This is a genomic window from Nocardia sp. NPDC057668 (assembly GCF_042799795.1).
Lineage (GTDB): Bacteria > Actinomycetota > Actinomycetes > Mycobacteriales > Mycobacteriaceae > Nocardia.
Genome location: NZ_JBHVIC010000001.1, coordinates 2,817,528 through 2,830,725 on the forward strand (window position 1 = coordinate 2,817,528; position 13,198 = coordinate 2,830,725).

The window sequence follows — 13,198 nt, forward strand, 5'->3', positions numbered from 1 at the left end:
CTACGCGCCCGGAACGCGGCGCGAACCCGGCAACCCAGTAGGTTCGTGGGGTGACCGGCCGCATCGCCATCGATGACACCGCCCCCGCGATTCCCGGGGGCAGGCCGAGCAAAGCCGTCGTCGGGGAGGTTTTCCCGGTGCGCGCCGTCGTCTGGCGCGAAGGGCACGACGCGGTCGCGGCCACCCTGGCGGTCCGTGCGCCCGGTTCCTCGCGCACCCAGCGCATTCGCATGACGCCCGAATATCAGCCCGACGTGTTCAACGGCGTGTTCACCCCGGGCGAGGCCGGGCTGTGGACCTATCGCATCGAGGGCTGGAGCGATCCGCTCACCACGTGGCGCGCCACGGTCGAGGCCAAGCTCGCGGTCGGCCAGAGCGCGGTGGATCTGGCCAACGACCTGGAGATCGGGGCCCGCCTGCTCGACCGCGCCGCCCAGGCCGTGCCCAAACGGCAGTGGGAGGTGCTGCACGCGGCGGCGACCGCGCTGCGCGGGGACGCCCAGCTGCCCGCCCGGGTGGCCGCCGCCTTCGGCGCGGAGGTCGCGGAGATCCTGCGCGAGACCCCGCTGCGCGAATTGGTCACGCGGGGACCGCAGTTCAGCGTCCTGGTGGAGCGCCGGCGCGCGCTGGTCGGAGCCTGGTACGAGTTCTTCCCCCGCTCCACCGGCGGCTGGGACGCCGCGGGCAAGCCGGTGCACGGCACCTTCGCCACCGCCGCCCGGGATCTGCCGCGCATCGCGGGCATGGGGTTCGACGTGGTCTACCTGCCGCCGGTGCATCCGATCGGCCGGGTGAATCGCAAGGGCCGCAACAACTCCCTGTCCGCCGAACCCGGCGACGTCGGCTCGCCGTGGGCCATCGGCGCGGACGAGGGCGGGCACGACGCCATCCATCCCGAGCTCGGCACCGAGGCGGATTTCGTGGAATTCGTCTCGGCCGCACGCGATCTGGGCATGGAGGTGGCTCTCGACCTGGCGCTGCAGTGCGCTCCGGATCACCCGTGGGTGCGCACGCATCCGGAGTGGTTCACCACGCTGCCGGACGGCACCATCGCCTTCGCCGAGAACCCGCCCAAGAAGTACCAGGACATCTACCCGGTCAATTTCGACAATGATCCGGACGGGCTGTACGCCGAGGTGCTGCGGGTGGTGCGGCACTGGATCCGGTTGGGCGTCACCATCTTCCGGGTCGACAACCCGCACACCAAGCCCGCCGACTTCTGGGAATGGCTGATCGCCCAGGTCCACCGCAGGAACCCGGAGATCATCTTCCTGTCCGAGGCGTTCACCCGCCCGGCCCGGCTCTACGGCCTGGCCCGGCGCGGGTTCACCCAGTCGTACACCTACTTCACCTGGCGCACGCACAAACACGAACTCGCCGAGTTCGGCCGCGAACTGGCCGCCAAAGCCGATGAGGCCCGGCCGAATCTGTTCGTCAACACCCCGGACATCCTGCACGAGAGCCTGCAGCACGGCGGCCCCGGCATGTTCGCGATTCGCGCGGTGCTGGCCGCCACCCTCGGACCGACCTGGGGCGTGTACTCGGGATTCGAGCTGTTCGAGCACCAGGCGGTGCAGCCGGGCAGCGAGGAGTACCTGAACTCGGAGAAATACGAGCTGCGCCCGCGCCACTTCACCGCCGCCGACGCGCGCGGCGAATCGCTGACTCCCCTGCTGACCCGGCTCAACGAGATCCGCCGCGCCCACCCGGCACTGCAGCAGCTGCGATGCATCCACTTCCACCACACCGACTCCGACGCGCTGCTGGCCTTCTCCAAGTTCGACCCCACCACCGGGGACGCCGTGCTGGTCGTGGTGAACCTCAACCCCTTCGGCGCCGAACAGGGTTCCGTCGCACTGGATCTGCCCGCGATCGGCCGCGAATGGCACGACCGGCCGGTAGTGCTGGACGAGATCACCGGCGAGCAATACCACTGGGGCCAGAGCAATTACGTGCGACTGGACCCCGCGCGCGCGGTCGCCCACATCCTGACGCTGCCCCCGGTGCCCGCCGCGGCCCGCACCGAACTCGCCCATCGCAGATCCTTCGGATGAACCGGCGCGATCTGCTGCTGCTGGCCGCGGGAACCCATCCCGATCCGCATACGGTGCTCGGTGCGCACCCGCACGCCGAGGGCACCGTGCTGCGGGTGCTGCGCCCGCACGCCGCCACGGTGCACGCGCGCGTCGGCGAGCAGGACCTGCCGCTCGAGCACATCGGGCACGGCGTCTTCGAAACCGTCCTGCCCTTCGACGGGTTGTGGGACTACCGGGTCGTCGCCGTCTACGCGGGCGGGCGCACGGTGATCGACGCCGACGGCTACCGATTCCTGCCCACCCTGGGCGAATTGGATCTGCACCTGTTCAACGAGGGCCGCCACGAACGACTCTGGGAAGTGCTCGGCGCGCATCCGCGGCGTTATGCCACCCTGGACGGCGAGGTCACCGGAACCTCGTTCGCGGTGTGGGCGCCCAACGCGCGCGGGGTCACGGTCATCGGCGACTTCGACGGGTGGAGCGGGCACACCGCGCCCATGCGCCGGCTGGGCGGCTCCGGGGTGTGGGAGCTGTTCCTGCCCGGGATCGAGCCCGGCGACAAGTACAAGTACCGGGTGCACGGCGCGGACGGGCGCACGGTCGATCACGCCGATCCCATGGCGTTCGCCACCGAGACGCCGCCCGCCACCGCCTCGGTCGTCACCGCGACCGGCTTCGCCTGGGGCGACGAAGACTGGGTCCGTGCCCGCGAACGCCGGGATCCCACCCGCGCACCGATGAGCGTGTACGAGGTGCACCTCGGTTCCTGGCAGCCTGGGCTCGGCTATCGCGAGCTGGCCGAACGGCTCGCGGAATACGTTGCGGGCCAGGGCTTCACCCATGTCGAACTGCTCCCGGTCGCGGAACACCCGTTCGGCGGATCCTGGGGATACCAGGTCACCTCCTACTACGCCCCCACCGCGCGGTTCGGCGGCCCGGACGATTTCCGCTGGTTCGTCGATCACCTGCACCGGAAAGGCATCGGGGTGCTGCTGGACTGGGTGCCCGCGCACTTCCCGCGCGACGAGTGGGCGCTGGCCCGCTTCGACGGCACCGCCCTGTACGAGCATCCGGACCCGCGCCGGGGCGAGCAACTCGACTGGGGCACCTACGTTTTCGACTTCGGCCGACGCGAAGTGCGGAACTTCCTGGTCGCCAACGCGCGGTACTGGATCGAGGAGTTCCACATCGACGGCCTGCGCGTGGACGCGGTCGCCTCCATGCTCTACCTGGACTACTCGCGGCCCGACTGGGAACCCAATATCCATGGGGGCCGGGAGAATCTGGAGGCGGTGGCGTTCCTGCAGGAGATGAACGCGACCGTGCACAAACACCATCCCGGCGTGGTCACCGTCGCCGAGGAGTCCACCACCTGGCCCGGGGTCACCCGCCCCACCGAGGTCGGCGGGCTCGGATTCACCATGAAGTGGAACATGGGCTGGATGCACGACACGCTCGGCTACCTCGGCCACGACCCCGTGCATCGCGCCTGGCACCACAACGAACTCACCTTCTCGCTCACCTACGCCTGGAGCGAGCACTACGTGCTGCCCATCAGCCACGACGAGGTCGTGCACGGCAAGGGCACGCTGTGGACCCGGATGCCCGGCGACGATTTCACCAAGGCCGGCGGGGTGCGAGCGCTGCTGGCCTACATGTGGGCGCACCCGGGCAAGCAATTGCTGTTCATGGGACAGGAATTCGGCCAGTTCCGGGAATGGAACCACGATCGCGGGCTGGACTGGCACGAGCTGGAGAATCCGCTGCACCGGGGCATCGCGCTGCTGGTGCGCGACCTCAACGCCGCCTACACCGCCACCCCCGCGCTGTGGAGCCAGGACACCTCGCCCGGCGGCTACTCCTGGATCGACGCCGACGACCGCGAGAACAACGTGGTGTCGTTCCTGCGCTACGGCACCGACGGATCCATCCTGGCCTGTGTCTACAACTTCTCCGGCGCCGAGCACCGGGACTATCGCGTCGGCCTGCCCGGCGCGGGGGTGTGGCGCGAGATCCTCAACACCGACGCTGTCGCCTACGGCGGCAACGGAATCGGGAACCTCGGCGCGGTCACCGCGACCGCCGATCCCTGGCACGGACGGCCCGCCTCGGCGGTGCTCACCCTGCCGCCCACCAGCGGCGTGTGGTTCGTGCCGGTCGACCCGCCCGCCGCGGCGACGCGGCCCAGGCCGCGATCCGCGCGCGCACCCGAATAGCCGTGCCACCGAATGTGTGGTCTGCCCAAAGGCTTTCCCGTGTAGTGAACTGGCTCCCGTCGGGGCGTCAATCGAATCTCATGGGATAGGAACGAATCTTGATGAAGAAGCTGAGCACTGTCGCGATCATCGGTGCGGCTGCCGCCGGAATCATCGGCGGCGCGGCCGGTACGGCCGCCGCCGACGCGCAGGTCGCGCTGGCGCCGGTGGCCGAGATCGCGCCGGGCGAGCCGAACCCCAACGGCACCGGCTCCTCGGCGACCACGCTCACCGACCTGGTGCAGAAGCTGATCGCGGGCAGCTCGAAGGCCCCGGCGACGCCGACCACCCCGGACACCCCCGCCGCCTAGTTCCCAGCGGGGTGCACGCGAAACGGGCCCCGGCCGCGGTATGCGGCAGGGGCCCGTTTCGCTGTCGTGGTACCGAAAGACCGTGCGGCGCAGCGGAAGCCGCCGGAATCAGTACAGTGCCGCGGCCAGCTTGCGGCGCGCGGCGGTGACGATCGGCTCGGCCGGATCGAAGAGCTCGAACAGTTCCAGCAGATGCGTGCGGACCCGGGTGCGGTCGTCGCCCGCCGTGCGCTTGACCAGCGCGATCAAGCGATCGAACGCGGCTTCGGGCTGCTGGTTGAACATCTCCAGATCGGCGGCGGCCAGTGCGGCGTCCAGATCACTCGGATCGGCGGCGGCCTTGGCGACGGCCTCGGGATCGACCTCCTGCACCCGGGCGATGAACTGCACCTGGCGCAGCGCGGCCTTGGCTTCGGCATTGGCCGGCTCGGCGTTCAGGATCGCCTTGTAAGCGGCGACGGCGGTGTCGAAATCGCCACGCTCCAAAGCCTCTTCGGCCGCCACGAAGCGCGGGTCCTCGGGGATCTCGGCTTCGGCCTCGGCCTCGGGCGCGCCGCCCTCGAGCTTGCCGCGCACCGCGTCCACCACGGCCGCGAGCCACTGGCGCACCTGGGGCTCGGGCTGATTACCGGTGAAATCGGCGAGCGGCTGACCGGCGGCCACGGCCACCACGGTCGGAATGCCCTGCACGCCGAAGGCCTGCGCGATGCGCATGTTGGCCTCGGCCTCGATGGTCGCCAGATCCCATTCGCCGCCGTTGTCGGCGTACAGCCGCTCGAGCAGCTTCACCAGTTCGACGCTGCCGGGGCTGCGCTGCGAGTACAGCACCACCACCACCGGCACGTGCGTCGAACGGCGCAGCACCTTGTGCTCGAAATCGGCCTCGGTGACAGCGTGGTCGCCGGGAACATCCGTGGCTACCGGCTGCTTCAGTGCGGACAGGTCCACCGCGCCGGACATGGCGGCAGCTGCGGCGGCAGAGGGTCGTCGTGCGGGTCGAGTCACGACATCCAGTCTGTCACGAACGAACGGGTGCGGGGCTCGCAGGTTCGGTCCGGCGGCCGGTGCTCAGCTCGCCGAGCAGACCGGACTTCGCGGCCCAGAGCTCGAACAGGACCGTGAAGAACGGCGGGATGCTCGACGCCAGCCCGAGCAGCGCAACCCACCAGGGCCACTTCAGTTCCCGCGCGGCGAGCAGCGCCACGATCAGGAACGCCACGAACACCGCGCCGTGGAACATGCCGAACACCTTCACCGGCCACATGATCGGCTCGTCGAGCCGCTTGCAGATCATGCCGACGATCAGCAGGGCCCAGGACACCGCCTCGAGCACCGCGACGAATCGGAACCGTTTGGCAATGGTGCTCAGATCGAAGATATTCACGGCCCCCATTGTGCCGGACTACTACGACGCTGTGTCGTGGAGCTGGTCACATGCGTTCGGCACCCGGGGTTCCACCCCGGGACCCGGGAGAAGGGGGGATTCCGGGTGCCCAGCCCCCGGACCCCCGGGTCCCAGGTGAGCGGCCGCACCGACCCAGGCCGGAGCATCCGCCTCCCCCGAGCACGACACCGCCCCGGTTCGTAGTACGAACCGGGGCGGTGGCTATCAGGCCGATGCTCAGGGCACGCGGATGATCAGGGCGTCGCCCTGGCCGCCACCGCCGCAGAGGGCGGCCGCGCCGACGCCGCCGCCGCGGCGCTTCAGCTCGAGGGCCAGGTGCAGCAGGATGCGGGCGCCGGACATGCCCAGCGGGTGACCGATCGCGATCGCGCCGCCGTTGACGTTCACCTTCTCGGGGTCGATGCCGAGCTTCGCGGTGGAGGCGAGGCCGACCGCGGCGAACGCCTCGTTGATCTCGACCAGATCCAGGTCGGCGGGCGAGATGCCTTCGCGCGCACAGGCCTTCGCGATGGCGTTGGCGGGCTGATCCTGCAGGGTGGAGTCCGGTCCGGCGACCACACCGGCGGCGCCGATCTCGGCGATCCAGCTCAGGCCCAGGGACTGCGCCTTCTCCTTGCTCATCACGACCACCGCGGCCGCGCCGTCGGAGATCTGCGAGGCGGAGCCCGCGGTGATGGTGCCGTCCTTGCGGAACGCCGGGCGCAGCTTGCCCAGCGATTCGGCGGTGGTGTCGGCGCGAATGCCCTCGTCGGCGTTGAAGACGACCGGATCGCCCTTGCGCTGCGGGATCGAGACCGGGGCGACCTCGTCCTCGAACAGGCCGTTCTTCCACGCGGCGGCGGCCTTCTGGTGCGAGGCGGCGGCGAAGGCGTCCTGCGCCTCGCGGCTGATCGGCTCGGTGTCGTTCTTCTGCTCGGTGAGCAGGCCCATGGCCTGATCGGTGAACACGTCGTGCAGGCCGTCGTAGGCCATGTGGTCGCGCAGGGTCACGTCGCCGTACTTGAAGCCCTCACGGCTCTTCTCCAGCATGTGCGGGGCCCGGGACATGGACTCCTGGCCGCCGGCCACCACGACCTCGTACTCACCCGCGCGGATGAGCTGATCGGCGAGCGCGATCGCGTTGATGCCGGACAGGCACACCTTGTTCAGGGTGAGCGCCGGGACGTCCATCGGGATGCCGGCGGCCGCGGCGGCCTGCCGGGCCGGGATCTGGCCCGCGCCCGCGGTCAGCACCTGCCCCATGATCACGTAGTCGACCAGTTCCGGCGCGACGCCGCCCTTCTCCAGGGCCGCCTTGATGGCGATGCCGCCGAGATCGGAGCCGCTGAAGTCCTTCAGCGATCCGAGCAGCCTGCCCACCGGGGTGCGCGCGCCGGAGACGATGACGGTGGTGGTCACGATGTGCCTCGCTTACGTCGATTGTCGTGGCTCCGCCAACCATCGGAGCCCTACTCAAAGGTAACCCGACCGACCCGGACAACCTTCCTCAGGTGCGCGCTACCGTTGCCAGGGTGAGCACCACCGAGAACACCGAATTCATCCCCACCGAATACATCACCGCGATCGACCACGTCGGTATCGCCGTGCCCGATCTCGATACGGCGGTGGCCTGGTACCGGGACAATCTGGGGATGGTCGAGACGCATCGCGAGATCAACGAGGCGCAGGCCGTGCACGAGGCCATGCTGTCCTATGCGGGCGCTCCGGCGGGAACTGTTGCCTTGCAGTTGCTGGCTCCGCTGAACGACGCGTCGACCATCGCGAAGTTCATCGATCGAAACGGGCCTGGCCTGCAGCAGCTCGCGTACCGGGTCACCGATGTCGAGGCCGTCGCCACGCATCTGCGTTCACGGGGCTTGCGTTTGCTGTACGACGAGCCCCGCAGTGGCACGGCCGGTTCGCGCATCAATTTCATCCACCCGAAGGATGCTGGCGGTGTGCTGGTCGAACTCGTCGAACCTGCCGCGAAAACTACCCACTAGTACCGACTTCCGCGAGCCTAAAGAGGCTGTAACAACATTCGCGGTCGGGTCACCATCAGTGGTCGACAGGCTGTAGTTTGTGTGCCATGTCGTCCACTGAGCCCGATCGTAATCGCTTCGTTGCGCTGCCCTTTACCGTCGTGCGGAAGGGCTATGACCGTGATGAGGTGCGTAACTACTTCGACCGTTTCGACGCCGAGCTGAGGGTCACCGCGACCGATCGCGATGCCGCCGCAGCACAGGCACGCAACCTGGCAGCCCAGCTGGAGGACGCGCGCGACGAGATCGATGAGCTGCGCAAGGAGGTCGATCGTCTCTCCGTGCCGCCGACCACCGCCGAAGGCATGTCGGATCGTATCTCCCGCATGCTCCGCCTGGCCTCCGACGAGGCCTCCGAGGTCCGCGCCCAGGCGCAGGCCGAGGCCGCCGAGATGATCTCCATCGCGGAGCAGCAGGCGACCGAGATGCGCGGCAAGTACGAGTCGCTGCTCTCGGAGACCAAGGAGAAGCGCGAAGCCCTCGAGATCGAGTTCGAGCAGACCCTCGCCAACGCCCGCTCCGAGGCCAACAAGATCGTCGAGGCCGCCAACGCCGAGGCCGATCGCCTCACCAAGGAGTCCGAGGCCAAGCGCAAGGCCGCGCAGCAGGACTTCGAGGTCACCATGGCCGAGCGCCGCACCAAGCTCACCCGCGCCATGGAAGAGCTCGAGGCCACCTCGCGCGCCGAGGCCGCCCAGCGAATCAAAGACGCCACCGATGAGGCCAACCGCCTCATCACCTCGGCGACCAACACCGCCGATCGCAAGATCGCGCACGCCAAGGAACTTGCCGAGGAGATGCGCGTGCTGCGCGGCCGCGTCCTGGCCCAGCTGCTCGGCATTCGCGGCCAGCTCGACTCCGTGCCGGCCATGCTCGCCGCGGTCAACCGCGAGAGCGAACTGCTCGACGGCTCCCCCGAGCCCCGCTCGCTGGGTAGCAAGTCCAGCAACCGCAAGGCCCTCGATGTCCGCGACGACGACCTCGTCGAGGATGAGCGCGAGAACGCCGACATCTCCGGCTAGTCCTCCGACCGGGCGACACCCGTTCAACGAAGCACGAAGACCGCCCCCGGTCCGGGGGCGGTCTTCCTTATGTATGGGGCGCGATACCGGGCCCGGCTCGCAAGCCCGGGCACGCTCCCGACTAGAAGCTGCCGGTGTTCCCTCGACAGCCGCCGGACATCCCGGTCGGGCACTCCACGTTGTAGTCGATGGACTTCGTGCTGATGACCTTGCCGTCGGCGTCCCGCTGGACCACCTCGATGCGGTGCCTGCCGGGAGTCGACGGCTGCCACCCGACATCTACGTAATTGGTCGCCCCCGGGATGCACGCTTCCCCGGAGAAGCGCGTGCTGACCGGGACGAACGGGTCACTCGGCAGATACTTGCCATCGACCGTGATGCGCACCAGTGAACAGTCGGTGGTGGTCACGGCGATCGAGCCGCCCCAGCTCAGATCGAACACCCCGTAATGGGCGGTGACGCCGGTGATATCCGCGGACGCGACGGGGGTCCCCGCGCAGATCGCGGCTACGCCCGCGAATCCGGCCGCCGCCAACACGATTCGATTCGTTCTCATTTCCAACCCCATGTCTTCAGAAGCTGCCGGAGGTCGACGGACAGTCGCCGCTGGCGGTCTTGGGCTTGTCGCACGAAATGTGGATCACATTGAAATGCCTGGACATCGTGCTGGTGACATTCAACTGGCTGTCCTGCTGCTCGGCGACAACCTGATAGATACCGAGCTTTTTCGGCTTCCACACCAGCCAGCCCTCATGCGTCCCGGGCGTGCAGGGCGTATTGGCCGGATTCTGTGGAATGAGCGGCCCGTTGACGAAGTACTCGCCGTCGGCGTAGAGATACACCGGCTGGCAGTCATCCGTCTTGACGGTGACCACCAAGAATTCGGACCCTTCGATCGTCCGATACTGGATGTCCAGGTCGACGATGTCGGCGGAAGCGGAGGGCGCCCCCGCCCAGACTGCGGCAAGAGCGGCGAATCCCGCGACGGCCGCGGCGATTCGGTTTTTTCGCATGACAAATCTCCAAGAGAAAATAGAACCCGCGCCGCGATGTCGGTCGGCGCCGGGGTGACCCGAGGTCAGGAAACTGCGAAAGCGGCCGCCACCAGGACAATTCGATTCGTTGTCATGATCAGCTACCGAAACTTCCGGAACCCAGATGCTCGAAGCTTCCGGAGCCGAAGCGGCACCCTATGCTGTGGTCGGCGAGGGGCGGCAGGCAGTCGACGTTCACCTCGCGGACGGATGTGCTCGCGACCGAGCCGTCCGGATTCAGCTGGGTCGCGACGACGCGATGGGTACCCAATGTCGTCGGGCGGAATGCGATCGAGACATTGGCATCGCCCGGCTGTGTAACACAATCGGGGGTCACCGGACTGCCCGGCATCGGCTTGCCGTTGTCCGTGAAATGGACCGGCAGTGTGTTGCAGGGGCTCAGCCGCGCGGTCGCGTCCCAATCGTTGAAGATCCGGCCCGGCCAGTGTGCGCTCGTATCGGTGGTTACCCACAGCTCCGTGATATCCGCGGAAGCCACCGGGCTTCCCATGACAACGCTGACCGCGACCACCGCGAAGGTGCTCAGCCCCAGGCTGATTCGGCGCACGCTCATCCGATTCCTCTGTTCGATCCCACAGCATTCCCAGGTGAAATGCATGTACTTCAATTTCACTGGGAGAGTAGCGAGCGATGCTGTGGCACAGAACGAAACCGGTGCCCCTGCTTTTCGGGGCTAGGACCAGCGGCGGGTGATGCTGCGGGTGTGGCGGCCCTTCCAGCAGCCGGTGTGCCAGTGGCGGCGGTCGTCCTCGCCGCCGTGGGCGGGCCAGGCCACCAGATGGGCTACGCCGGGCGGGATCTCGTGATCGCAGCCCGGACAGCGGTAGTGCTTGGTGGCCCGCGTTCCGGGGATGGTGCGGACTATGTAGTCGTCGCCGCCGGGGCCGTCTTCGGTGCGGCCGAAGACATCTCCGATCGGGCGCGGTTCCGGTTGGGACCGCGCCTGGGAGGACTTGGGGCGAGGCTTCCGGCGGGGCATGGCATGGAACCTAGAAGAGCCGGAATTCGTCGCTGTCGGTGCCACGTAGGGCGTTGTAATCCAGGGTGAGACAGCGGATTCCGCGATCGGTGGCAAGCACCTTCGCCTGGGGCTTGATCTGCTGGGCCGCGAAGACGCCCGTGACGGGAGCGATGAGGGGATCGCGGTTGAGCAACTCCAGGTAGCGGGTCAGCTGCTCGACGCCGTCGATCTCGCCGCGGCGCTTGATCTCCACCGCCACCGTGGCGCCGTCCGCGTCGCGGCACAGGATGTCCACCGGGCCGATCGCGGTCATGTATTCGCGGCGAATGAGCGAGTATCCCGCGCCGAGGGTTTCGATGTGCTCGGCCAGCAGCTCCTGCAGGTGCGCTTCCACACCGTCCTTCACCAGACCGGGATCGATGCCCAGCTCGTGCTTGGAATCGTGCTCGACTTCCTCGATGCTGATGCGCAGCTCTTCGCCGGCCTTGTTGGTGACCACCCAGAGATGCTTCGCCGCTTCGGCTTCGGAGTCGCGCTCCTCCACCCAGCAGGGCGGGCTCATCCAGTTCAGCGGCTTGTACGAGCCGCCGTCGGAGTGCACCAGCACCGACCCGTCCGCCTTCATCATGATCAGGCGGCGAGCCATGGGCAGATGGGCGGTCAGACGGCCAACGTAATCGACCTGGCAACGAGCTATTACAAGGCGCACCGGTCGAGTCTATGCCAGCGGCATAACCACCTGTAATGCAACCGCGCTCTGAATGCCCGGGGACTTCGCGAAACGCTTTTCGCCATTCGCCGGCAAACGGCCCCGGAAACGACAAAGACCCCCAGCCGAAGCTGGGGGTCTTTGTGAATGATGTTCCGGCGGTGACCTACTCTCCCACACCCTGTCGAGTGCAGTACCATCGGCGCAGGTGGCCTTAGCTTCCGGGTTCGGAATGGGACCGGGCGTTTCCCCACCGCTATAGCCGCCGTAACTCTATGAAACTGTCACACAGAGAGCCCCTCCCCCTGCCCACAACGAATGGTGTTCGGGTTCAAGTCTTCTCGGTGATCTGTGTGTTGTTTCAGATACCGCACAGTGGACGCGTAGCTTCTTTGTTGGTAAGTCCTCGGCCTATTAGTACCAGTCACCTACATGCGTTACCGCACTTCCAGTTCTGGCCTATCAACCCAATGGTCTGTTGGGGGCCTTAACCCCTCAAGGGGGTGAGAAACCTCATCTTGGAACAGGCTTCCCGCTTAGATGCTTTCAGCGGTTATCCCTTCCGAACGTAGCTAACCAGCCGTGCCCTTGGCAGGACAACTGGCACACCAGAGGTTCGTCCGTCCCGGTCCTCTCGTACTAGGGACAGCCTTCCTCAAGTTTCTGACGCGCGCGGCGGATAGAGACCGAACTGTCTCACGACGTTCTAAACCCAGCTCGCGTGCCGCTTTAATGGGCGAACAGCCCAACCCTTGGGACCTACTCCAGCCCCAGGATGCGACGAGCCGACATCGAGGTGCCAAACCATCCCGTCGATATGGACTCTTGGGGAAGATCAGCCTGTTATCCCCGGGGTACCTTTTATCCGTTGAGCGACACCGCTTCCACTTGCCGGTGCCGGATCACTAGTCCCGACTTTCGTCCCTGCTCGACCTGTCGGTCTCACAGTCAAGCTCCCTTGTGCACTTGCACTCGACACCTGATTGCCAACCAGGCTGAGGGAACCTTTGGGCGCCTCCGTTACATTTTGGGAGGCAACCGCCCCAGTTAAACTACCCACCAGGCACTGTCCCTGAACCAGATCATGGTCCGAGGTTAGAGGTCCAATACGATCAGAGTGGTATTTCAACGACGACTCCACGAATACTGGCGTACCCGCTTCAAAGTCTCCCACCTATCCTACACAAACCGTACCGAACACCAATACCAAGCTATAGTGAAGGTCCCGGGGTCTTTTCGTCCTGCCGCGCGTAACGAGCATCTTTACTCGTAATGCAATTTCGCCGAGTCTGTGGTTGAGACAGCTGAGAAGTCGTTACGCCATTCGTGCAGGTCGGAACTTACCCGACAAGGAATTTCGCTACCTTAGGATGGTTATAGTTACCACCGCCGTTTACCGGGGCTTAAATTCTCAGCTTCGCCA

Annotated in this window: 13 protein-coding genes and 2 rRNA genes; 5 read left to right on the forward strand and 10 right to left on the reverse strand. The window is 66.9% G+C overall.

The genetic code is table 11. From position 1 onward, the window contains the following. Window positions 1–50: 50 nt before the first annotated feature. From ACFVBH_RS12855 to ACFVBH_RS12865, 3 genes are all read left to right on the forward strand, one after another. The gene (locus tag ACFVBH_RS12855; RefSeq protein ID WP_354984671.1) at window positions 51–2,054 is read left to right on the forward strand and encodes an alpha-1,4-glucan--maltose-1-phosphate maltosyltransferase; all 2,004 of its coding nucleotides are present in this window, start codon (window positions 51–53) and stop codon (window positions 2,052–2,054) included. Beyond that, window positions 2,051–4,252: a 1,4-alpha-glucan branching protein GlgB gene (gene glgB / locus ACFVBH_RS12860; protein WP_379001518.1), complete on the forward strand. Its 2,202-nt coding sequence runs from the start codon at window positions 2,051–2,053 to the stop codon at window positions 4,250–4,252. Before ACFVBH_RS12855 ends, glgB begins: the two co-directional genes overlap by 4 nt. A 101-nt stretch (window positions 4,253–4,353) precedes the next feature. Further along, a complete protein-coding gene (locus ACFVBH_RS12865) occupies window positions 4,354–4,602 on the forward strand; it encodes a hypothetical protein (protein WP_379001520.1) in 249 nt (82 codons plus the stop codon). A 108-nt stretch (window positions 4,603–4,710) separates the two neighbouring features. Here the strand turns inward: ACFVBH_RS12865 and ACFVBH_RS12870 are convergent, their stop codons facing one another. The 3 genes from ACFVBH_RS12870 to ACFVBH_RS12880 all read right to left on the reverse strand — a co-directional run bounded on the left by ACFVBH_RS12870 (window position 4,711) and on the right by ACFVBH_RS12880 (window position 7,405). Continuing rightward, window positions 4,711–5,562 (reverse strand): tetratricopeptide repeat protein, encoded by an 852-nt coding sequence (locus ACFVBH_RS12870; RefSeq protein WP_354984688.1) that lies wholly within the window; start codon window positions 5,560–5,562, stop codon window positions 4,711–4,713. Between the two features lie 58 nt (window positions 5,563–5,620). Beyond that, window positions 5,621–5,995: a DUF3817 domain-containing protein gene (locus ACFVBH_RS12875; RefSeq protein WP_379001522.1), complete on the reverse strand. Its 375-nt coding sequence runs from the start codon at window positions 5,993–5,995 to the stop codon at window positions 5,621–5,623. 228 nt (window positions 5,996–6,223) lie between these two features. Beyond that, window positions 6,224–7,405 carry an acetyl-CoA C-acetyltransferase gene (locus ACFVBH_RS12880; RefSeq protein WP_354984675.1) on the reverse strand — a complete coding sequence of 394 codons (1,182 nt, stop codon included), beginning with the start codon at window positions 7,403–7,405 and terminating at the stop codon, window positions 6,224–6,226. 113 nt (window positions 7,406–7,518) lie between these two features. On the opposite strand from ACFVBH_RS12880, the gene mce reads away from it, so the two are divergent. Both mce and ACFVBH_RS12890 read left to right on the forward strand, forming a co-directional pair. Beyond that, complete coding sequence (mce, locus tag ACFVBH_RS12885; RefSeq protein ID WP_379001524.1) at window positions 7,519–7,989, forward strand: methylmalonyl-CoA epimerase; 471 nt, start codon at window positions 7,519–7,521, stop codon at window positions 7,987–7,989. Window positions 7,990–8,075: 86 nt separating this feature from the next. Continuing rightward, window positions 8,076–9,050: a hypothetical protein gene (locus tag ACFVBH_RS12890; protein WP_354984676.1), complete on the forward strand. Its 975-nt coding sequence runs from the start codon at window positions 8,076–8,078 to the stop codon at window positions 9,048–9,050. A gap of 121 nt (window positions 9,051–9,171) precedes the next feature. Here ACFVBH_RS12890 and ACFVBH_RS12895 read toward each other — a convergent pair whose 3' ends face one another. From ACFVBH_RS12895 to ACFVBH_RS12925, 7 genes are all read right to left on the reverse strand, one after another. Beyond that, complete coding sequence (locus tag ACFVBH_RS12895; RefSeq protein ID WP_379001526.1) at window positions 9,172–9,606, reverse strand: hypothetical protein; 435 nt, start codon at window positions 9,604–9,606, stop codon at window positions 9,172–9,174. 16 nt (window positions 9,607–9,622) lie between these two features. Further along, window positions 9,623–10,063: a hypothetical protein gene (locus tag ACFVBH_RS12900; RefSeq protein WP_379001528.1), complete on the reverse strand. Its 441-nt coding sequence runs from the start codon at window positions 10,061–10,063 to the stop codon at window positions 9,623–9,625. 118 nt (window positions 10,064–10,181) lie between these two features. Then, complete coding sequence (locus ACFVBH_RS12905) at window positions 10,182–10,658, reverse strand: hypothetical protein (RefSeq protein ID WP_379001530.1); 477 nt, start codon at window positions 10,656–10,658, stop codon at window positions 10,182–10,184. 120 nt (window positions 10,659–10,778) lie between these two features. Continuing rightward, complete coding sequence (locus ACFVBH_RS12910; RefSeq protein WP_379001532.1) at window positions 10,779–11,084, reverse strand: ATP/GTP-binding protein; 306 nt, start codon at window positions 11,082–11,084, stop codon at window positions 10,779–10,781. Between the two features lie 10 nt (window positions 11,085–11,094). Continuing rightward, window positions 11,095–11,775, reverse strand: coding sequence for an endonuclease NucS (nucS, locus tag ACFVBH_RS12915; RefSeq protein WP_354984681.1), 681 nt, complete (start codon window positions 11,773–11,775; stop codon window positions 11,095–11,097). 153 nt (window positions 11,776–11,928) lie between these two features. After that, window positions 11,929–12,045 (reverse strand): 5S ribosomal RNA (rrf, locus tag ACFVBH_RS12920). Between the two features lie 124 nt (window positions 12,046–12,169). After that, window positions 12,170–13,198, reverse strand: a 23S ribosomal RNA gene (locus ACFVBH_RS12925); the annotation flags it as partial.

What these genes read in the sequence shown, in the direction of transcription:
- glgB (WP_379001518.1), top strand. Translation starts at nt 2,051, where the DNA reads ATGAACCGGCGCGATCTGCTGCTGCTGGCCGCGGGAACCCATCCCGAT.
- ACFVBH_RS12865 (WP_379001520.1), top strand. Translation starts at nt 4,354, where the DNA reads ATGAAGAAGCTGAGCACTGTCGCGATCATCGGTGCGGCTGCCGCCGGA.
- ACFVBH_RS12870 (WP_354984688.1), bottom strand. Translation starts at nt 5,562, where the DNA reads ATGTCCGGCGCGGTGGACCTGTCCGCACTGAAGCAGCCGGTAGCCACG.
- ACFVBH_RS12875 (WP_379001522.1), bottom strand. Translation starts at nt 5,995, where the DNA reads ATGGGGGCCGTGAATATCTTCGATCTGAGCACCATTGCCAAACGGTTC.
- ACFVBH_RS12890 (WP_354984676.1), top strand. Translation starts at nt 8,076, where the DNA reads ATGTCGTCCACTGAGCCCGATCGTAATCGCTTCGTTGCGCTGCCCTTT.
- ACFVBH_RS12895 (WP_379001526.1), bottom strand. Translation starts at nt 9,606, where the DNA reads ATGAGAACGAATCGAATCGTGTTGGCGGCGGCCGGATTCGCGGGCGTA.
- ACFVBH_RS12900 (WP_379001528.1), bottom strand. Translation starts at nt 10,063, where the DNA reads ATGCGAAAAAACCGAATCGCCGCGGCCGTCGCGGGATTCGCCGCTCTT.
- ACFVBH_RS12905 (WP_379001530.1), bottom strand. Translation starts at nt 10,658, where the DNA reads ATGAGCGTGCGCCGAATCAGCCTGGGGCTGAGCACCTTCGCGGTGGTC.
- ACFVBH_RS12910 (WP_379001532.1), bottom strand. Translation starts at nt 11,084, where the DNA reads ATGCCCCGCCGGAAGCCTCGCCCCAAGTCCTCCCAGGCGCGGTCCCAA.